The organism is Pantoea sp. GL120224-02, assembly GCF_900215395.1.
GTDB lineage: Bacteria > Pseudomonadota > Gammaproteobacteria > Enterobacterales > Enterobacteriaceae > Pantoea > Pantoea communis.
In genome coordinates this window covers 13,715-31,834 of sequence record NZ_OBEC01000015.1, presented here as the reverse complement: position 1 = coordinate 31,834, position 18,120 = coordinate 13,715, and the positions used below count along the sequence as shown (strand labels likewise).

At 52.4% G+C, this 18,120-nt stretch carries 20 protein-coding genes and 4 tRNA genes; 5 read left to right on the top strand and 19 right to left on the bottom strand.

Annotated elements, in window-relative coordinates:
• Nucleotides 1–4: 4 nt before the first annotated feature.
• From CRO33_RS21890 to CRO33_RS21850, 9 genes are all read right to left on the bottom strand, one after another.
• Entirely contained in the window at nt 5–259 is a 255-nt protein-coding gene (locus CRO33_RS21890) for an acyl carrier protein (protein ID WP_034820249.1), read from the bottom strand.
• A gap of 11 nt (nt 260–270) precedes the next feature.
• Nucleotides 271–528 (bottom strand): phosphopantetheine-binding protein, encoded by a 258-nt coding sequence (locus CRO33_RS21885; protein WP_034820252.1) that lies wholly within the window; start codon nt 526–528, stop codon nt 271–273.
• Between the two features lie 3 nt (nt 529–531).
• Nucleotides 532–1,332 (bottom strand): lysophospholipid acyltransferase family protein, encoded by an 801-nt coding sequence (locus CRO33_RS21880; RefSeq protein ID WP_097119584.1) that lies wholly within the window; start codon nt 1,330–1,332, stop codon nt 532–534.
• Nucleotides 1,322–2,053, bottom strand: a complete 732-nt coding sequence (locus CRO33_RS21875) for a beta-ketoacyl synthase chain length factor (protein WP_097119583.1) — start codon at nt 2,051–2,053, stop codon at nt 1,322–1,324. The genes CRO33_RS21880 and CRO33_RS21875 overlap by 11 nt, the downstream gene beginning before the upstream one ends.
• 197 nt (nt 2,054–2,250) lie before the next feature.
• On the bottom strand, nt 2,251–2,643 hold the full coding sequence (locus CRO33_RS21870) for a hypothetical protein (RefSeq protein ID WP_097119582.1): 393 nt from the start codon (nt 2,641–2,643) through the stop codon (nt 2,251–2,253).
• A 231-nt stretch (nt 2,644–2,874) separates the two neighbouring features.
• Nucleotides 2,875–4,245 (bottom strand): efflux transporter outer membrane subunit, encoded by a 1,371-nt coding sequence (locus CRO33_RS21865; protein WP_097119581.1) that lies wholly within the window; start codon nt 4,243–4,245, stop codon nt 2,875–2,877.
• A complete protein-coding gene (locus tag CRO33_RS21860) occupies nt 4,242–5,330 on the bottom strand; it encodes an HlyD family secretion protein (protein ID WP_097119580.1) in 1,089 nt (362 codons plus the stop codon). Before CRO33_RS21860 ends, CRO33_RS21865 begins: the two co-directional genes overlap by 4 nt.
• Nucleotides 5,327–7,006: an MFS transporter gene (locus tag CRO33_RS21855; protein WP_097119579.1), complete on the bottom strand. Its 1,680-nt coding sequence runs from the start codon at nt 7,004–7,006 to the stop codon at nt 5,327–5,329. Before CRO33_RS21855 ends, CRO33_RS21860 begins: the two co-directional genes overlap by 4 nt.
• Before the next feature lie 2 nt (nt 7,007–7,008).
• On the bottom strand, nt 7,009–7,440 hold the full coding sequence (locus CRO33_RS21850) for a MarR family winged helix-turn-helix transcriptional regulator (protein WP_097119578.1): 432 nt from the start codon (nt 7,438–7,440) through the stop codon (nt 7,009–7,011).
• 486 nt (nt 7,441–7,926) lie between these two features.
• Here CRO33_RS21850 and CRO33_RS21845 point away from each other — a divergent pair, with 486 nt between their 5' ends.
• The 3 genes from CRO33_RS21845 to CRO33_RS24650 all read left to right on the top strand — a co-directional run bounded on the left by CRO33_RS21845 (nt 7,927) and on the right by CRO33_RS24650 (nt 10,162).
• Complete coding sequence (locus CRO33_RS21845; RefSeq protein WP_097119577.1) at nt 7,927–8,184, top strand: biofilm/acid-resistance regulator YmgB/AriR; 258 nt, start codon at nt 7,927–7,929, stop codon at nt 8,182–8,184.
• 151 nt (nt 8,185–8,335) lie between these two features.
• Nucleotides 8,336–9,832, top strand: coding sequence for a SulP family inorganic anion transporter (locus CRO33_RS21840; protein WP_097119576.1), 1,497 nt, complete (start codon nt 8,336–8,338; stop codon nt 9,830–9,832).
• Between the two features lie 159 nt (nt 9,833–9,991).
• A complete protein-coding gene (locus CRO33_RS24650) occupies nt 9,992–10,162 on the top strand; it encodes a hypothetical protein (RefSeq protein ID WP_176505809.1) in 171 nt (56 codons plus the stop codon).
• Nucleotides 10,163–10,362: 200 nt separating this feature from the next.
• On the opposite strand, the gene CRO33_RS21835 is transcribed toward CRO33_RS24650, so the two are convergent.
• From CRO33_RS21835 to uvrY, 7 genes are all read right to left on the bottom strand, one after another.
• Nucleotides 10,363–10,448, bottom strand: a tRNA-Leu gene (locus CRO33_RS21835).
• A gap of 11 nt (nt 10,449–10,459) precedes the next feature.
• Nucleotides 10,460–10,533: transfer RNA gene (locus CRO33_RS21830), tRNA-Cys, on the bottom strand.
• A 42-nt stretch (nt 10,534–10,575) separates the two neighbouring features.
• A tRNA-Gly gene (locus CRO33_RS21825) sits at nt 10,576–10,651 on the bottom strand.
• 30 nt (nt 10,652–10,681) lie between these two features.
• Nucleotides 10,682–10,757 (bottom strand) — tRNA-Gly (locus CRO33_RS21820).
• 141 nt (nt 10,758–10,898) lie between these two features.
• Entirely contained in the window at nt 10,899–11,447 is a 549-nt protein-coding gene (gene pgsA / locus CRO33_RS21815) for a CDP-diacylglycerol--glycerol-3-phosphate 3-phosphatidyltransferase (RefSeq protein ID WP_034820295.1), read from the bottom strand.
• Between the two features lie 68 nt (nt 11,448–11,515).
• On the bottom strand, nt 11,516–13,348 hold the full coding sequence (gene uvrC, locus CRO33_RS21810; protein ID WP_034820298.1) for an excinuclease ABC subunit UvrC: 1,833 nt from the start codon (nt 13,346–13,348) through the stop codon (nt 11,516–11,518).
• Nucleotides 13,341–14,000 (bottom strand): UvrY/SirA/GacA family response regulator transcription factor, encoded by a 660-nt coding sequence (gene uvrY / locus CRO33_RS21805; RefSeq protein WP_034820300.1) that lies wholly within the window; start codon nt 13,998–14,000, stop codon nt 13,341–13,343. Before uvrY ends, uvrC begins: the two co-directional genes overlap by 8 nt.
• Before the next feature lie 429 nt (nt 14,001–14,429).
• On the opposite strand from uvrY, the gene CRO33_RS21800 reads away from it, so the two are divergent.
• Nucleotides 14,430–14,657 (top strand): DUF2594 family protein, encoded by a 228-nt coding sequence (locus tag CRO33_RS21800; protein WP_034820303.1) that lies wholly within the window; start codon nt 14,430–14,432, stop codon nt 14,655–14,657.
• Between the two features lie 31 nt (nt 14,658–14,688).
• Here CRO33_RS21800 and CRO33_RS21795 read toward each other — a convergent pair whose 3' ends face one another.
• Together CRO33_RS21795 and sdiA are read right to left on the bottom strand one after the other, a co-directional pair.
• Complete coding sequence (locus CRO33_RS21795; protein ID WP_034820307.1) at nt 14,689–15,300, bottom strand: acyl-homoserine-lactone synthase; 612 nt, start codon at nt 15,298–15,300, stop codon at nt 14,689–14,691.
• Nucleotides 15,301–15,422: 122 nt separating this feature from the next.
• Nucleotides 15,423–16,145, bottom strand: a complete 723-nt coding sequence (sdiA, locus tag CRO33_RS21790) for a transcriptional regulator SdiA (RefSeq protein ID WP_034820310.1) — start codon at nt 16,143–16,145, stop codon at nt 15,423–15,425.
• Nucleotides 16,146–16,696: 551 nt separating this feature from the next.
• Here sdiA and CRO33_RS21785 point away from each other — a divergent pair.
• A complete protein-coding gene (locus CRO33_RS21785) occupies nt 16,697–17,371 on the top strand; it encodes a DUF4396 domain-containing protein (protein ID WP_034820313.1) in 675 nt (224 codons plus the stop codon).
• Here the strand turns inward: CRO33_RS21785 and CRO33_RS21780 are convergent, their stop codons facing one another.
• The gene (locus tag CRO33_RS21780; RefSeq protein ID WP_097119575.1) at nt 17,372–18,070 is read right to left on the bottom strand and encodes an extensin-like domain-containing protein; all 699 of its coding nucleotides are present in this window, start codon (nt 18,068–18,070) and stop codon (nt 17,372–17,374) included.
• Nucleotides 18,071–18,120 lie beyond the last annotated feature (50 nt).

Sequence of the window (18,120 nt, the reverse complement as noted above, 5' to 3'; positions counted from 1 at the left end):
GAAATCAGGCTTCGTCGCGCATCAGTTGATCGACGGCATCCACCACATCCTGCACGGTGCGAACCGCACGGAAGGCTTCAGGTTTGATTTTTCGGCCGGTACGCTTTTGCAGGTGCACCACCATGTCCACCGCATCAATGCTGTCGAGTTCGAGGTCTTCATACAGACGGGCATCCGGGCGGATATCATCGGCATCAATTTCAAACAGCGAGGTTAGCAGCGAGGCCACTTCCTGGTAAATTTCGTCTTTATTCATCATTTTGACTGTTCTCAGGCTTGCTGTTGTTCAACAAACGCGGCCAGCGTGGCCACGGAAAAAAAGTGCGCGCGTAAGGTTTCGCTTTCTGCGGAAAGCTGTACGCCGAAGCGATTTTTCACCGCCAGTCCCAGCTCAAGGGCATCGATTGAATCGAGTCCCAACCCTTCGCCAAACAAGGGTGCGTCGGTTTCTATATCGTCCGGGCTGATATCTTCCAGATTCAGCGTGTCGATAATCATCAGTTTGATGTCGTCAATCAGTGCTTGCATAACTTACTTTGTCTCTTCAGGGACCAGCGCCTGTTGCAGGTGACGCGTCAGGCGACGCGCGGCGAGCGGCTGCGCATCTTCTTCGGCTTCACTAAAGGCCTGGCTATCAATACGCGATTGTACGCGTACAGTAAAAACGGGTTTAACCAGCGGAATCTGATACCAGCGACTTTGCTTATCGAGCATACGCTGGGTGCAGCTAATATGTACCACGCGCAGATCGCATCCGGCACGCACCGCGATATTGGCGGCACCGCGTTGCAGCTTTAACGGTTCACCATAACGGGTACGCGTCCCTTCAGGAAAAATCAGGATGGTATCGCCGCGCGCTAAACGCTGCTGGCTATCGGGCAACAAGGTATCGGCTTCGCTGTTAATCAGGTAATCGGCACATTTGATGACGCCATTAAAAAAAATATTGTGCTGCAGTTCGGCTTTTACCAGACAATCCATTTCCGGAAGCACCGAAGCAATCATCACATAATCAATTAACGAAGGATGATTGGCGACAATCAGACAGCCGCGATCCTGGCGCAGTAGCTCCGCACCAATGATCCGATAATCGTAGACACCGACAAAGCGACAAAAGCGCAGGAAACAGCGGAAGCTCCAGGCAATGCTGCTGCGTGCAATCTGACGACGACGCAGGCCATCGCGCTGAATCAGCAACAGCAGGTTAAACCAGGTCACAGACAGCAGCAGACCGCCCACGCTGAACAGCGTAAAACTCACGGCAGTCATCACCAGTCGCCAGTAAAAGTTGCAGCCAGCACGCCAGCGCAGGGCTAACGAATTATCCGCCATGATGACGCTCCCAGTGCCACAGGTGACGTTTACCGGCAATCGTCATTCGTTCGTCACCTTGCAACATCGCCTGCAGGAATTGCAGACTTTGCGGCAAAGTCTCGGCTGCGGGGCGCGCGGGCTCTGCTGTGCAGCGCCACTCATTGCCAGATTGCAGCAACAAAGCCACCGCGTAAGGGGCGTTGAAGCGGTCAATTTCGGGTAGCCACGGCTGATAATAGGCAGGTACAACGCCGTCAAAATCCACCAGCAGCACCTGCGCGTAGCCCGCCTGATGCAAAGCCGCGACCTCAAGCAAACCCTGTTGAAAACTGTCCATGCCCGCTGAAATTGACGAAGAGACCAGCGGCTGTCGCGCCGCAATGGTTAAACTCCCCACCGCAGAGTTGTGTACGGACATGGCAAAATCGGTCGGAGAGAGCGCCTGCTGATCTTTTAACGCCGTGAGTATGCGCAGATTACGTTCCAGCTCACCGTGGCGGCTGGTAAACACAATGGCATCCACCGTTTGACGTGCCAGTAGCGCCAGCCCGCTTTCCACAGCCGCACGGCTGCCCGCACTCAGGCGGCGTGCAGTCATCATCGGCAAAAATTGGGGTTTGGCGATCGGTAGGGTGGCGTCCAACGCGGTTTGCTGTCCGGCCCAGTGCTGCCACTCATCGGCAGTGCTGTGACCTGGTGCAATCGCGTGCCAGTCAACCAGGGTGTAAGCGAGTTTCATACCTGTATTCTTTCTTCAGCCTCAGGGATGGTCAGATTTTCGCTGTGCGGCATCCCTTCCCTGCTTGCGTTCGAGTCCGTCATCCGTCTCATGCGAATGTCGCCGATTAACAAGGCGGGCACGTGGCCCGCCTGTTTTCTCTTTCGGCAGCGTTAGCGCTTTCTTTAAAACATTATGTCAGCGATCACGCATGGCGCTTATTTTACGGCCTGAACCGCAAGACGCGTCTGAATACCCTGGTTCAGATTCTGAATCCAGCGGTTGTAGTTACGATGGATCTGGCCACTGCCCGCTTTCAGATTGGTACTGCTCACGTAATCAATGCGGTAGCTGTTTGCAGCATAAGTGATGCGAATGTCGGCCGTATGACCGCGCTCGGACAGCTTACCGTTCATCACGCCTGGGCCTGCCGGGGAAATCACCCAGTGGTTGGCCGCACCGGCTTCAACAATGGCGCGCTGCATTTGACTATCCGTGTAGCTCTGCCCAACGGTCTGGCTCACGTTCTGAATGGGCGCGGTGCGCGGTGCGCAACCCGTCATTAATGCCGCTGTCACGATTAAGGCAAGCGCCGCTTTTTTATTCATCATTTCCTTTTTTTCCCCTGTCGTAGCCAATCACCACTAATGGCGACCGTGTGCGTAATTGAACTTGCACTGATCCGTTCAGACTTTGTAAAGCGCGCGAATAATACCACTATATGTAAAGACAAGTAAAAAAAAGCACGAATGACTTAAGCAGCGCCTCATTTCATGGCAAAAGCAGAAATTGCCGGGTTTACAGCGTAAAATCTGCCACAAAACCGGCTTGTGGCATGATGTTTAGCCCTGCCAGCCGCCGCCGAGCGATCGGTAAAGATCGATTTGTGCGAGCAACAGAGTGTTTTTCACTGAGACAATATTGAGCTGAGTGTTAAACAAGGTGCGCTGCGCGTCCAGTTCATCCAGATAAGAGGCATAACCGTTCTGATAACGATTACGTGCGATGCGGTATGCTTCTGTCACATAGCCTTCTTGCTTCTGCAATTCCGTCAGCTGTTCCTCACTGCGGCGAATGGCATCCAACGCGTTATCCACATCCGAAAAGGCACCGCGTACCACTTTCTCATAGCCATAAAGCGCCTGGTTACGTGCGGCCATCGCCACATCCACCTGCGCCGTCAGTGCTTCGCGGTTTAATAGCGGTGCGAGAATGCTGCCGCCAATGCTCCACAGGCGGAAGGGATTGTCGAGTAACTGATGCAGTTGAAAACTTTGCAGCGTGCCGGTCGCCGTCAGATTAAGTGAAGGCAATAAATCGGCCTGCGCCGAAGCCAGCGAGGCATCCGCGGCAATCAACTGACGCTGTGCCTGCACGATATCCGGGCGGCGGTTGAGCAGCTGAGACGGCAACAACGCCGGCAGCGTCTGCGGTTTGATATGGTCGAAGTTGCGGGTACGGGCAATCTCGCGCGGATTCATGCCCACCAGCACGCTGAGTGCATTCTCTTGTTGTTCGATTTGATGCAGTAACTGCGGCACCTGCGCTTTGGCGGTCTGATATTCCGATGCCGCCTGCATCCACTCCAGTCGTGAGGTATAGCCGGTTTCAAACTGGCGCTGCGCCAGATTTAACGAGTTTTCACGCGTGGCCAGCGTCGCTTCGGTGACACGCAATTGTTCGTCCAGCGCGCACAAACTGAGGTAACCGGAGGCCACCGAACTGGCCACCGTTAATTCAGCCGCGGAAGCTGCAGCACGCTGGGCATCCAGAGACGCTTGCGAGGCAAGAATGCTGTTGCTGCGACTGCCCCAGAGGTCCACGTCATAGTTTGCCTGCAGCAGTCCCTGGAAGACGGCATTCTCATACGGTTGCCCGGTTACTGCCGACAATGCGCGCTGGTGTGTGGCGGCAACCCCGGCGGATAGCGTGGGGAAATTATCCCCCTGCGCAGCACGCAATTGCGCGCGGTACTGATCGACCCGTGAACGGGCAATCAGGATATCGCTGTTATGTTGCAACGCCTGGTTCACTAAGCGGTTAAGGTTATCGTCGCCAAAGCGTTGCCACCACTGTGCTTCGGGTGCTGCCGATGGGCCAACCTGCTGGCGCCAACTGTCCGGGATCGGTAAGGATGATGGGGCCTTTTCCACTTCTGTCGCGCAGCCGCTGACCATCAACGTCATCAGCGAGGCGAGGATTAACCGCTTCATGGCGCATCCTTGTGCGGCTCTGCTGCAGTATCAATATTGACTTCAACCGACATGCCGGGACGCAATTCTTCAGTATCGCCGAGGATTTGAATACGTACCGGAATACGCTGTGCGATCTTCACAAAGTTACCGGTGGCATTGTCCGGTGAAATTGCACTGAATTCCGAACCGGCGGCGGGGGAAATAAATTCAACCCGGCCGTCAAAACGCTTGCCGTCCAGTGCATCAACCCGAATCGTCACGGGTAATCCTGGTCGCACACGTGCCAGCTGTGTTTCTTTCAGATTGGCGATCACCCACTTGTTGTCCGGCACCACTGAGGTCAGGCGTGTGCCTGCCGTAACATAAGTGCCTTTACGCACCGACAATTGACCCAGTTGTCCGCTATCCGGCGCAATGATGCGCGTGTTGGCCAAATCGATATTGGCCAGTTCCAGTGCGGCTTTAGCGCTGGCGACATCACCTTCCAGTGAACCGCGATTCACTATGACCGTTTGTAAACTCTGCTGCGATACCGCAACCTGCGCATCTGCCTGGCGAAGTTGCGCTTGCGCCTGCGCGTTAGCGGCACGCGCCGCGTCACGTTCACGCACGGAGAGCGACCCATCGGCCGCCAGATTTTCTACACGCTTCAGGTCAAGGCTGCTTTTCAGCGCCTGGGCTTTGGCATTCTCCAGCGCAGCTTTATTGCTGAGAATATTGGCTTCCGCACTGCGGCGTTGCTGTTGGTTATTGTTTTGCGCAGCGATTTTCATATCCAGCTGCGCTTGCGCCTGATGCACGCGCTGGCGATAGATACGATCGTCAATGGTCATCAGTAACTGCCCTTTGGTGACCGGTTGTAAATCCACCACATTCACGTCGGTCAGATAGCCGCTGACCTGCGGGCTGATAAAGGTGACCTGCCCGCGCACATAGGCGTTCTCCGTTGACTGAATCGTGCTGGTAAACGGCCACAGCTGCCAGGCGTATAAAATCACCAATACGCCAACGATCACTATGCCGCTGCCGAAAGCGATGGAAAGAATGCGTCGGCGGTTGGCGCGTTCGCGCTCCGCAGCCTGAATATCGTCCTGTTGGCTCATGAATTCTCCGTCGGGTTTGAAGCTTGCTGACGCTGTTCCGTCAAATTATGGCGTGCCTGACGCCAGTTGATATAACGCAGCCGCGTCAATCGCCACAGCACCCACATCAGGGTGATCAGCGCCATCGCGGCAGTCAATAAATAGGTGTCGTTGTAGGCCAGCACGTTAGCCTGGAGTGTGGCCACAGCTTGTAGCTGGCTGCTGCTCTGCGCGCTGAGCAGAACGTTGTCGGGCAACTGGCTGCTAAACAGTGAACTGTATTGGCTGAGGCGCTCGATGACATTGGGATCAAGCTGTGACAGCTGATCGCCCAGCAGGCTGGAGTGGTACTTCTCCCGCCACGTCTGGAAGGTGCCGAGTATAGCCGAGCCAATCAGCCCGCCCAGATTTTGGCTCATGCCAAACAGCACCACAAAACTCACCAGATTTTTCGGCTGCGTCACCACACCGCCAATCCCTAACAGCATCGCGGGCGCGAGGAAGAACGCGCTGCTAAAGCCGAGTAAAAACTGACTGACATACAAATTGTTGCCGCGTGTCACTGGGCTGGATTGTGCATCCATGTACGAGGCGATGATCATCACCACCAGCGAGGTGACGATGGGCCAACTGAGATGCGTCGGTTTGATGGTCAATGCACTGGCGATCATGCCAAAAATCACCCCAGCGATAATCGCTAAAGCCAGGCCACGCATCTGGTCATTCAGCAGCCCAAGCTGTTGCAGGAAGCCCACCGCGCCGGTGTTTTGCTCAGCCAACACAATGCGCATCATGATCATCACAATGCCCAATCGCACAATCATGGCGTTACTCAGCCATCGGGTGTTAATCAGCGGATTCGTGCGGTTATGTTCCACCACCACTGCCGCAACAATCAGCACCAACGAAAGGGCTAATGAAATACCCAACCACGGCGTGGTAAACCACCACTCGATGCGGCCCAGCGATAGCACGCCGCACAGCAGTGCCATGCCGGGTGCCAGCAGGATAAAGGTGACAAAATCCATCTTTTCAAAGGTCTTGATACGATCGCCCGGCGGCAACTTCACCACCAAAACACAACCGAGCGCTATCATCGCCAGCCCTAACTCAAACAGATAAAGACCGCGCCACTCTTCCAGCTGGAGCAATTCGGTAGAGAACAAACGGGCGAGCGGGATCGCCAACTGCGATGCGGTGATGCCGATCACCAGGGCTTTGAGTCGGTGTTTCGCCGGCCAGGCCTGAATTTGGTAATAGATACCAAGGGAGCTTAGCGCCGCGCCCACCATCCCGTGAGCGGTGCGCACAATAATGGCGGAACTGAGATCGTTGGCCAGGATATGGAAGAACGCCACGATGACGTAAAGCACGAGAAAAGCTTCGGTAAACAGCCGCAGGCCAAACTGCTGACGAAATTTAACCAGCAGCAGGTTGATGGAAATGTTGCCCATCACGTAGACAGCCGGCAGCCAGGCAATCTCATTGCTGTAAGCGCCAAAGGTGCCCTGAAGATTGGTGAGATTGGCCGTCACCAGCGCATTACTGAGCGCGCCGGTGATGGAGATCAGCAGTCCAATAATGCCAAACGCCACGCGCTTTGAGGGCGAGTGGATTGGGGTGGAAGGTGAACCCGGCAGCATCGGTTTTTCATGAGGCAGCCATTCACGTTGTGCATAAGGATTGCGTTTTGCCACGATTAGATACTTCCCAGTCGAGCCAGCAGCTGTTGCAAAACCTTCTCGGTCACTGCCAGCGCTTCAGGATCGATGTCTGCCAGCAACTGTGCGCGCAAGCTGTCTGCCTGGGTTTTCACTTCAGCAAATGCGACGCTGCCCTGCTCGGTCAACACCAGCAGGCGTTTACGGCGATCCTCATTCGGCTGCACGCGCGCCAGTAACTGCTGTTTTACCAGTCGATCTACCAGTGGCACCACGCTCGCTTCTTCTAATCCCAACAGTTGGGCCAGCGCTTTCTGGGTCGGCGGCTCCGTGGCCGTGGCCACTGTCGCGATGGCCATCCAGCTGCTCATACTTAAGCCACTCTCTTTAAGGCGACGATCGACTGCCAGCCGCCATGCATGTGCCGTAAGATGTAATAAACGCGAAAAAGGTTGCGGATAGTCACTCAAAACGTAGTAGCCTAATGATTAGAGACCTAACTAAACAAGTGCGTTATTATAAACAAAGTGTCAGCCTGATGAAAAGTTTGCTTAAATTAGCACTGTAGTTCGCGCGCCTCTGCCCTTCCACTCAGTTCTCAAATAGATACGGCCTGCCACAAAGCCTATCCCTGTACAGCTATTTTGTATAAGTTTCGCGTAAATCAAATTATTTAAATCACTGATAAATAATAATAAGCACAAATCCCTCAAAAATATCATTGTACAAGTTAGGGTTCATTGTATAAGTTTATTTCCCGTGAGCCAGCGACTGGCTCCGTAACGAATGATGCACTTTGCGTCGCCTCTGAAGGTGTTTTTGGATTTCCACCTTCAGAGGCGTCTTTTTTGCGTTGGTTGATGAGTTTGGGTCTTACGCGCCTGTCCGCGCGTAAGTTTTTTCATCATGGAACTGAAGGCCAGGTTGCCATCAGACCGATCTGAAGGGCTTCATACATGCAAAACGCCGCCACCAGCAGTGACGCTATCGCTGACTACTTTAAACTCGCCGGTAACAGCGACAGCACCGAGATGGAAGTTTTCGGGCAGATCATCGCTGAAATCCTGCAAGCCGGCATGCCGGTCACCAATAAAGCCATCATCGCTTCGCTGATTAATCGCCTTGAGATGGAAAATGATGTGATCCAACTGGATATTTATCGTCATCTTCTCGAACTGGTGGTTAACAAAACGCCTGACGATCTCTCGGTGTAATACCGGATTCCAGGGACGGACTCACTCTCTTCTTCGCTCTCCCGCTAGCTTCATCCCTCAATGCCCGCTAACATCATCCGCGTTTAGTGTCCAACTGGTTGCTGCCATGCCGTGACGGTATGCGCAAAATAATAAAAGAGCCTGCACATTTATGAGCCGATCTACAGAACACGCCCCTGCGGCGAACGATATTACCGTGGGCAGCGTTTTACGCTCGCCTGCGCTGCTTACCCGTGAGTGTCTGGCGGGAGTGATTACCGCACTGGCACTGATCCCGGAAGTGATCTCCTTTTCTGTTATTGCGGGTGTCGATCCCAAAGTGAGCCTTGTCGCCTCGGTGGTGCTGTGTCTGACCTTGTCGATTTTAGGTGGCCGCCCAGCCATGGTCACGGCAGCAGCGGGATCGGTGGCACTGGTGATTGGACCGATGGTGCACGCGCATGGGGTTGAATACATTCTTCCTGCGGTAATCCTCGGCGGTATCATTCAGATTATTTTTGGTCTTGCCGGGCTGTCCCGCATGATGCGCTATATTCCGCGTTCAGTGATGCTGGGCTTTGTGAATGCGTTGGGCATTCTGATTTTCTTCGCGCAGGTTCCCCACGTCTGGGGGCAATCGGGATTGGTATGGGTGCTGTTTGCCGTGACCCTGGCGATTGTGCTGCTGTTACCCAAAATCCTGAAAAGCGTCCCGTCACCGCTGGTCGCCATTGTCGTCGTCACCGGGGTGGCGTTGTTGCTGGGTTATCGCTTGCCTAACGTTGGCGATGAAGGGCCAATGAGTTCAGGCTTGCCCGGATTTACCACGCTGCTGGTGCCGTTTAATTTACAGACGTTACAGATTGTCTGGCCTACCGCGCTGAGTATCGCCTTCGTGGGTTTGATGGAATCTCTGCTCACCGCCAAACTGGTGGACGATATTACCGATACGCCTTCAGGTAAGCGCCGCGAGTCCTGGGCACTGGGTGTCGGTAATATTTTGGCCGGTTTTTATGGCGGTATTGCTGGCTGTGCCATGATCGGTCAGACCATTGTTAACGTTGAGCTGGGCAAAGCACGCACGCGCATCTCAACCATTGCGGCAGGTATTGTGCTGTTGCTGCTGGTCACCGGACTGAGTCAGATCATGGCGCAGATTCCTATGGTGGTCCTCGCGGCCATCATGATGGTGGTCGCAGTGAAAACTGTTAACTGGCACAGCCTGCAACCCGCCACGCTAAAACGTATGCCGTGGTCAGAAACCTCGGTGATGGCCCTGACGGTTGTGGTCACCGTTTGGACTGGCAACCTGGCGCTGGGCGTATTGATTGGCGTCATCCTCGCCATGATGCTGTTTGCACGTCGTATTGCCCATGTTATCCATGCTGAGCGCAAGTTAAGCGATGACGGTGAACAGGTCTATTACACGGTGCGCGGCCCGCTGTTCTTTGGCAGCAGCAATGATTTATTCGAACATTTCGATTACGGCCACGATCCGAAAGTCGTCACCATTGACCTGACGCATGCACAAATCTGGGATGCATCCAGCGTCGCGGCACTGGATGCCATTGAATACCGCTATCAACGTCACGGTGCAACAGTCACCGTCATCGGACTGGATAACCGCAGTAGCGATTTCCGCGATCGCCTGAGCGGTAACCTGGGGTGATGATTTTAATGAAGTGAGTTTGAGTCACTTCATCCAGAATGATGAGTTTCTGAGCTGTCATCTCCAACGAGCTGACAGCTTTTTTATGTGCTTGAGTCAGCGAGAGATCAACTACGCTTAGGAGGCAACGCTGGGTTGCCCGAAGAAAGGACGTTTTTGATGAAGCATTTTTTCGCTGGGATGATGATTATCACTTGTCTGGCAACGTTAATAGGCTGCCAGCAATCCGACAGGCCAATTGGGCCAGATGGACGCCCCAACGTGCCCACCGAGCAGCCTATTCCGGGCGGGCCGATGAGCAAAGGGCCTGTGGGGCAACCGCAAGCCTGAGGTTAATCGTGCCCGAGAGCCGTTGAGCTGTTGAGCCGTTGAGCTGTTGAGCCGTTGAGCCGCTGAGCAGTTGATATCGTGGATTGATACTGGAATGGGTATTCGGAAGTGTATTGCAGGCACAAAAAAACCGCCCTTGGGCGGTCACGACATTACTGCATATTGCTTTGATTTTATTTGGTTTTAGCGACTACTAAATATGGTACCCGGGGCGGGACTTGAACCCGCACAGCCATAAGCCGAGGGATTTTAAATCCCTTGTGTCTACCGATTTCACCACCCGGGCAGGGTGTAAATTGGAGGCGCGTCCCGGAGTCGAACCGAGGTAGACGGATTTGCAATCCGTTGCATGGCCACTCTGCCAACGCGCCTTTATTCTGATGTGTCATCCGTTAACAACGGAGGACTAAATTTGGAGCGGGAAACGAGACTCGAACTCGCGACCCCGACCTTGGCAAGGTCGTGCTCTACCAACTGAGCTATTCCCGCAAAGAGGTTACTACTAACTAAAACAGATTTTGGAGCGGGAAACGAGACTCGAACTCGCGACCCCGACCTTGGCAAGGTCGTGCTCTACCAACTGAGCTATTCCCGCAATTCACCGAACTCGCTGATTTTATTCAGCTTCTTGCAGACTCGCTGCCGTTCGATGCGATGCATTCTACTTATCTGACGCAATGAGTCAATAGAATTATCCACACAGCGCGTCCGTTTGCTGCTTTTTAAATCGCATCGATCAGCTATCGAGCAAATCACCGCGTGCGGCGCTTAAATATTGGAACATTGACCAGAAGGTCAGCACCGCGGCGATATACAGTGCCACCACGCCCACGCCCACTACGGTTGCGTCTGGACGCCACAGCAAGGCGAACAGGGAGAACATCTGCGCCGTGGTTTTCACTTTGCCAATCCAGGAAACCGCCACGCTGCTGCGCTTACCAATCTCCGCCATCCACTCACGTAAGGCTGAGATAATAATTTCGCGCGCAATCATGGTCGCTGCCGGTAAGGTAATCCACCAGGCGTGGAAATACTCGGCGACCAGTACCAACGCAATGGCCACCATCACTTTGTCAGCCACGGGATCGAGGAAAGCGCCAAAACGCGTAGTTTGCTTCCAGCGGCGGGCAAGAAAACCATCAAACCAGTCAGTCACGGCGGCAACGACAAAGATCAATGCAGTGGCAAATGGTGCCCATTGAAAAGGCAGATAAAATGCCAGCACAAAGAATGGAATCAGTACAACTCGAAACAGGGTAAGACACGTCGGAATGTTAAATTGCATATGCCAGTAACTGTCTGGTGTGAGTAGAATTTAACGTATGTTCCTACATTGCCCCCCCTGTTTCAATGCTAGTGTTTCAGCGAGTAGTAGATTTTTTCCGCCAGCGCGAAGGAAATCCCCGGCACTTTAGCAATCTCATCCACGCTGGCATTCATCAGGGGTTGCAGGCCCCCCATGTACTTAAGTAGCTGTTGACGCCGTTTTGGCCCTACCCCTTCAATGCTTTCAAGTGCACTGGTGTTCTTCACTTTGGCGCGTTTTTTCCGGTGCCCCGAAATTGCATGATTGTGAGAGTCATCACGAATATGTTGAATGACATGCAGTGCAGGCGAATCTGGCGGCAACGAAACGCCCTCGCCTTCCGCTTCAAAGAACAGCGTTTCCAGACCCGCTTTACGGTCAGTGCCTTTTGCCACGCCCAGCAGAATGGGATGATCTTTATCCCAGGGCACATCCAGCTCTGCGAACACCTGTTTCGCCTGTGCCAGCTGGCCTTTACCGCCATCGATGATAATCACATCAGGGATTTTGTCCTCCTCCAGCGCTTTACCATAACGACGACGTAATACCTGGTTCATCGCGGCGTAATCGTCGCCGGGCGTGATGCCTTCAATGTTATAGCGGCGGTAATCCGAACGCAGCGGTCCATCGCGGTTAAAGACCACACACGAAGCTATCGTCTGCTCACCCATGGTGTGACTGATGTCGAAACACTCCATGCGCTTGATGCTGTCGAGTTCGAGAAAGACGGCCAGCGCCGCCAGTCGCTGCTGAATAGTGGAGTGCTGAGACAGTTTAGTTGTCAAAGCGGTGGCAGCGTTGGTGCGCGCCAGTTTAAGGTAGCGTGCCCGATCGCCGCGCGGTTTGCTTTGAATATTGACCTTGCGGCCGGCCAATTCACTTAAGGAATCGGCCAGCAACTCACGTTCGGGCAGACTGAAGTCCAGCAGAATATCAGCTGGCAAAGTGCGTGCTTCGCTCCCCTGCAGATAAAACTGGCCGACAAAGGTTTGCACCACTTCGGTGAGATCGGTATCAGCAGGCACTTTCGGGAAATAACTGCGGCTACCCAGCACTTTGCCCTGCCGAATAAACAGCACGTGCAGACAAGCCATACCGGCGTCGAATGCCACCCCCATCACATCAAGGTCATCCCCCTGATTGGAGACAAACTGCTTCTCTGTGACGCGTCGTACCGCCTGAATCTGATCGCGCAGACGCGCCGCTTCTTCGAAGCGCAATCCATAGCTGGCCTCTTCCATGCGTTTGACCAGCTGGTTGATTACTTGATCATCTTTACCGGCGAGAAACAGCCGCACGTAATCGGTTTGCTGCGCATACTCATCTTCGCTGACCAAACCCGCTACACACGGCCCAAGGCAACGGCCAATCTGATATTGCAAACAGGGGCGAGAGCGGTTGCGATAAACACTGTTTTCACACTGTCGAATCGGGAACACTTTCTGCAACAGCGCCAGGGTTTCACGCACCGCATAGCCATTAGGGAAAGGCCCAAAGTATTCCCCTTTCGCGTGTTTGGCACCACGATGCATCGCCAGTCGCGGATGCGCGTCTGCACTCAGAAATATATAGGGATAGGATTTATCATCACGCAGCAGCACATTATAGCGAGGCTGATAGAGCTTGATGTAATTGTGTTCAAGCAGCAACGCTTCGGTTTCGGTATGCGTCACCGTCACGTCGATGTTTTGGATGTTACTGACCAGGACTTCGGTTTTTCGGCTGCCCACCTGAGTGCGGAAATAACTGGTCAGGCGCTTTTTGAGGTCTTTCGCTTTACCGACATAGATCACCGTGCCTGTCGCGTCATACATGCGGTAGACGCCGGGCTGACTGGTCACGGTGCTTAGAAAGGCTTTGGAATTGAAAACGTCACTCACTACTGATTAACGGCTCCGCATTATAGAGACCATGTCGAATGGCCAGATGCGTTAACTCTACGTCGCCACTGATGTTCAACTTACTGAACATACGATAACGGTAACTGTTAACGGTTTTCGGACTGAGATTAAGCTGCTCGGAAATTTCCGTCACCTTTTGCCCTCGGGTGATCATCAGCATAATCTGCAATTCCCTTTCCGACAAACAGCTAAAGGGCGATTCGGCTTTTTGCGGCTCGATTTGGCTAAGCGCCATTTGCTGCGCAATATCTGATGCGATATAGCGCTGGCCTGAGTGCACCGAACGAATCGCACTCACCACTTCCTGCGGGGCCGCACCTTTGCTCAGATAACCCGCCGCACCGGCTTGCATTACTTTTGCCGGCAGCGGATTTTCGGTATGGATGGTCAGCATAATAATGCGGATGTCAGGATTGAAGCGCACAATTTTTCGCGTGGCCTCCAGACCGCCGATGCCCGGCATATTCATGTCCATCAGCACCACGTCGACCGGATTGCTGCGGCACCATTTCACCGCGTCTTCACCACAAGCCACTTCCCCGGCAATTACCAATCCCTTCATATCTTCCAGTATGCGGCGAATACCGGCGCGTACCAGTTCATGGTCATCAACAAGAAGCAGACTGATCAACGGGACTTACTCCGCAGGTTAGTGAGGGGAAAAATATATTTCAGGAGGGCCATCTTACCGGGTTTGCCGGGGAAAAAACATCTGGCTACGCAGATAAATCTCAAATGAAATGATACACATCAAATTGAGCTCAATCCCAGATATCTTTTGAGTGAAACGCTTAGCATGCAAGAATTAAAATGTGAAATTGTGACTAATATCATTATGTTATAATTTATGCTCTTTTCATTGACCGCTGAGCTTTGCTTAATAAAAATAATTTCAACGCCTGATTCTTCCTGCCTGTTAATAACGCAAACATCCATTTAATGTAGGTTTAATCTCCACCGCTTCGCCTGGGATAAATTCCTCATTCAACCATATGATATACTCTGTTTTTTACACACAGATATTGTGTCTACATTCAGTAACACCACCAAGGAGTCAAAGATGAGTGATGAAGACTTTTCAACATCGCGGGATACCCAGGCATTGGCCGATGAAGTCGCTTGCCTGAAAATGATGGTGACGCTGATTCTGAAAGGGATGGGTCAGGCGGATGCCGGTAAGGTGATCATTAACATGGAGCGCTATGTGCAAAGCGCGTTAGCGGATAAGCCGCAGGCGGAAGTGTTCAGCAACACCATTCGTCAGATTAAAACCGCCTACCGTCAGTAAGCGGTGAAGCCCCGCGCAATGCGCGGGGTGGTCAACTGTGCGACTGCCAGTTCACTGAAACACCCAGTGACGGCAGCACCTCTTCCGGGCTAAACCGGCGTGTGCCACGATACTTGTCCGCCAGTGCCGGTTGATGAACCGGAATACGAATGGCAAACAGATTATCCTCAGATTGAATCAACCCGGGTGATAAAGGTTCGTACACGACGTGGTGCTGCTCAAACATTTTTTCCAGCATCGGCGTTGCTGAGCTGATCAGGTACTCCATACCGCTGAGTTCCGCCAACTGCACCGCATGCCACAAAATCGTCAGTGGCAGTTCTGCATCCACCTCAAGGCGTGCTGAAAAGCGTGACATTTCCCAGACTTTTTCCTGATCGAACGGCAGCACCATGCCTTCAGGCACTTCTGGTTCATGCCAGGGCAACAAACGTGCACAGCCGCAAATCCCCTGGCGCGCATTCCAGGCGATCATCCAGGTGACATCGGAGCGATCAAAGCGATCATACTCCTGTCCGGGCGTACTTAAGCGCGGCGGGATAGACCAACCTTCACCCCGCGCAAAAACGCTATAGCGATACGTTCCTAATTCTGCCAACAGAGAGGACGGCATATCCTTAAGCTGTGTTTGAATTACTTTCATCATGCGCCCCTGACATCCCCATGTTTGCAATGATTTCTTTGCGCCAGCCTGGCAAAGTTCCGGCGCAGGGTAGACAACTGACTAAAGAGTGGGAACTACTAAAATTAGTAGTTGCCTTTTTGCTATATCAGGCCAATTGCCGCCGCATAACACGCAATCTGCGTTTTATTGGAAACATTAAAACGCTTTTGCATATTCTTTTGGTGAAAATTCACCGTATGTTCTGAAATCGCTAAAATCAGTGAAATTTCCGCAGAAGTTTTTCCTTCCGCTGTCCATTTCAAAATTTCCAGTTCGCGTTGACTAAAATCGTTAGATAAAACCGCCATTGAACTATCATTTAGCCGCTCCAGCACGCGCAAACTCAGTTCCGCCAGAAGGTGCAGTTTCACCTCTAGCTGAACGCGTAAGTGTTGAGTCTGACTGTGAAGCGATGATGCTATAGATAATATACCAATGGCACGATTTGGCGCCATTGCCGAACAAGAAAAGCCGCTGTTGAGCCCTGCCGCATTCGCTTCAGCCCATAAATTACCGGCACCGGTAAATAAATCCCGCGTCCATTCCACGCCTCGTCCCGGCCGCTGACAAAGCAACAGCACCGGATCGACAGCATAATAATTTTCGCTTTCATAGCGCTTAACCCAGCTTTCCGGGTAAGTACTGAACAAAAACACGCGCGGCCGGGTAAAAGGCACGGGATGTTGAACCAGGAAAGCGAATGAATCGAAACCCATCGCTTCAATGTGTTTTTGTAATAGCGTTTTTACTTGAATCACTTCCGTCAGCGCCTGAAATTCATTTTCAGTTTCGCCACGCCAGACGAAATAATTATCGGTCGTCATTATTGCCTCAGCGTTGTTTCACGCTTTAACTTGTTATTCGTTCTGATTAACACAAAAAATAAATTAACTAGAGAAAAAATATTGATTGAAATGAGAGCAGCCCGCGGGGTAACAATCATAACTATCCTGTTGTCAACGCGTTACCATTATGGGGAACTGAAAACAGATACATTTTGCCAACAGCTTCACAACTTTAATCCTCCTTCCTTATTAGAATAGGATTTTTCCGAAGGAGTTTCAATCACCCTATTCATCGAAAATCATCATTAGATTGATAAATTTTTAGCATCGTCATTAACTAAAATCACTCACTTTGAAAGCGGTTACTGAGAGTAATAGCGGTATTTGTGGGACGACGGCTATTCGGTTCATTCTTAATCCCAGTGATTTCTGTAGTGAGCGGTATAACGTGATTTCCGTCACCCTCTTTTCCAGCTACGCTTAGAGGATGTGCGGGGGATGACGCTGTGGACTTTTCAGGGGAAGACGTTGCGCCCTCACCCATACTGGCGCATTGTCATGCGTATTCGAGCATCATAACGGGGCTGACTATGATGAACCAGCTGGCATTACCTTTCCTTGTACTGGGCGGTTGTACAGCGCTGATGATCTTAAAAGATCTTTTCCGTCACCCGCATCCGGTGGCAATCATGAATATCATCTGGCCGCTGACCGGCCTCTATATGCCGTTCATCGGATGGTTAGCCTGGTGGTATCTGGGCCGTAAACCTTCACGTCAGGTAAAACTTGCGCTGCTGGTTCCACAAAAAATTCAGAGTAATGCCAGCTGGCAAACAATATTTATTTCCACCTCATTATCTGCCGCGGCCTGTATATTTGGCGACATAATGACCCTACCAATAATCACCTTGCTAAATCAGTTCGCCATTATGCCAACGCTCTGGATGCAGGCAATTATTTGCTTGATTGTTTCTCTGGTGGTGGGTTTATTTTTCCAGTTCCTGGCTATCCGTCAACGTGAAAAACGTTCATTTGGCCGGGCGTTATTATTAGCGTTTAAAACCGAAACGTTTCCCCTGCTGATTTATCAATTAGGTATTTTTATCTTTATGGCACTGGCACTAAAATTTGTTCTCAACCAACAAATCAATCCATTGCTGGTGGCTTTCTGGTTTATGTTACAACTGGCCATGATCATCGGTTTTCTATTCTCCTGGCCCGCTAATCATTTCCTGATAAAACGAGGGCTTAATCCCGCCGTCTGACTAACGACAGTATCCGGCGCCGCGCATCCCCAGGTGAAAATGTCCGGCATGCGCGGCGTTGTAATCCGGTCCTAACGCATTACCAAAGGTCGCACAGCCGTTGTGCCATAAAGCGCGAAGCCCTGCAGCCGCATCCTCAGGTTGATGCCAGTTTTTTGCCACCTGCAGCCAGCGTCCATCTGCAAGCTGAAACCCAGTCACATCCCATGCATCTGCTGTTGCATGCTCGCTTAAACGCCCCTGCTGGCGATGATAGATATTTCGACAGGCGTAACTGCCGACGTGGGTGATTCGCCGAATCGGGCTGTTGATACCTGCCTGCTGAAGGGCGTGAGTGCTGTTGAGGACAAACATTGTGCTGCTCACCGCCATCGGGCAACTGGCAAGAAAGCTGCTGCTCAATGTCACTTCACCAAAACCACTCACGCGCAAAGGCTGGTCAATAGGGCAATCACCTTGCAGTGCTGGCACGGCGCGAAATTGTACCCACCCCTGCTGACTGGCTCGATGCATCACCGCCATACATGCCGCAGGATCGTGACCCAGGCGCTGCAATTTGTAGCGCATCATCCATCCTGGAGGGTCAGTCACCGACAGCGGTGTAAATGGATTCCACTGTGGCGGCAGATGCGTTTTCAGCCACGGCAAACTCCACCAGCCACATAATGCCAACAGAGCAATCGCTAATAATGCGCGCATCACACCTCACGTTTACTCATAAAAAGAAGACGTAAGTGTAGGTGGCAAAA

Coding starts and splice junctions, on each gene's coding strand:
- CRO33_RS21845 (WP_097119577.1), top strand. CDS start 7,927: ATGCAAAACGCCGCCACCAGCAGTGACGCTATCGCTGACTACTTTAAA.
- CRO33_RS21860 (WP_097119580.1), bottom strand. CDS start 5,330: ATGAGCCAACAGGACGATATTCAGGCTGCGGAGCGCGAACGCGCCAAC.
- CRO33_RS24650 (WP_176505809.1), top strand. CDS start 9,992: ATGAAGCATTTTTTCGCTGGGATGATGATTATCACTTGTCTGGCAACG.
- CRO33_RS21780 (WP_097119575.1), bottom strand. CDS start 18,070: ATGCGCGCATTATTAGCGATTGCTCTGTTGGCATTATGTGGCTGGTGG.
- pgsA (WP_034820295.1), bottom strand. CDS start 11,447: ATGCAATTTAACATTCCGACGTGTCTTACCCTGTTTCGAGTTGTACTG.
- CRO33_RS21885 (WP_034820252.1), bottom strand. CDS start 528: ATGCAAGCACTGATTGACGACATCAAACTGATGATTATCGACACGCTG.
- CRO33_RS21840 (WP_097119576.1), top strand. CDS start 8,336: ATGAGCCGATCTACAGAACACGCCCCTGCGGCGAACGATATTACCGTG.
- CRO33_RS21890 (WP_034820249.1), bottom strand. CDS start 259: ATGATGAATAAAGACGAAATTTACCAGGAAGTGGCCTCGCTGCTAACC.
- sdiA (WP_034820310.1), bottom strand. CDS start 16,145: ATGACGACCGATAATTATTTCGTCTGGCGTGGCGAAACTGAAAATGAA.
- CRO33_RS21800 (WP_034820303.1), top strand. CDS start 14,430: ATGAGTGATGAAGACTTTTCAACATCGCGGGATACCCAGGCATTGGCC.
- CRO33_RS21875 (WP_097119583.1), bottom strand. CDS start 2,053: ATGAAACTCGCTTACACCCTGGTTGACTGGCACGCGATTGCACCAGGT.
- CRO33_RS21870 (WP_097119582.1), bottom strand. CDS start 2,643: ATGATGAATAAAAAAGCGGCGCTTGCCTTAATCGTGACAGCGGCATTA.
- CRO33_RS21795 (WP_034820307.1), bottom strand. CDS start 15,300: ATGAAAGTAATTCAAACACAGCTTAAGGATATGCCGTCCTCTCTGTTG.
- CRO33_RS21880 (WP_097119584.1), bottom strand. CDS start 1,332: ATGGCGGATAATTCGTTAGCCCTGCGCTGGCGTGCTGGCTGCAACTTT.
- CRO33_RS21865 (WP_097119581.1), bottom strand. CDS start 4,245: ATGAAGCGGTTAATCCTCGCCTCGCTGATGACGTTGATGGTCAGCGGC.
- CRO33_RS21785 (WP_034820313.1), top strand. CDS start 16,697: ATGATGAACCAGCTGGCATTACCTTTCCTTGTACTGGGCGGTTGTACA.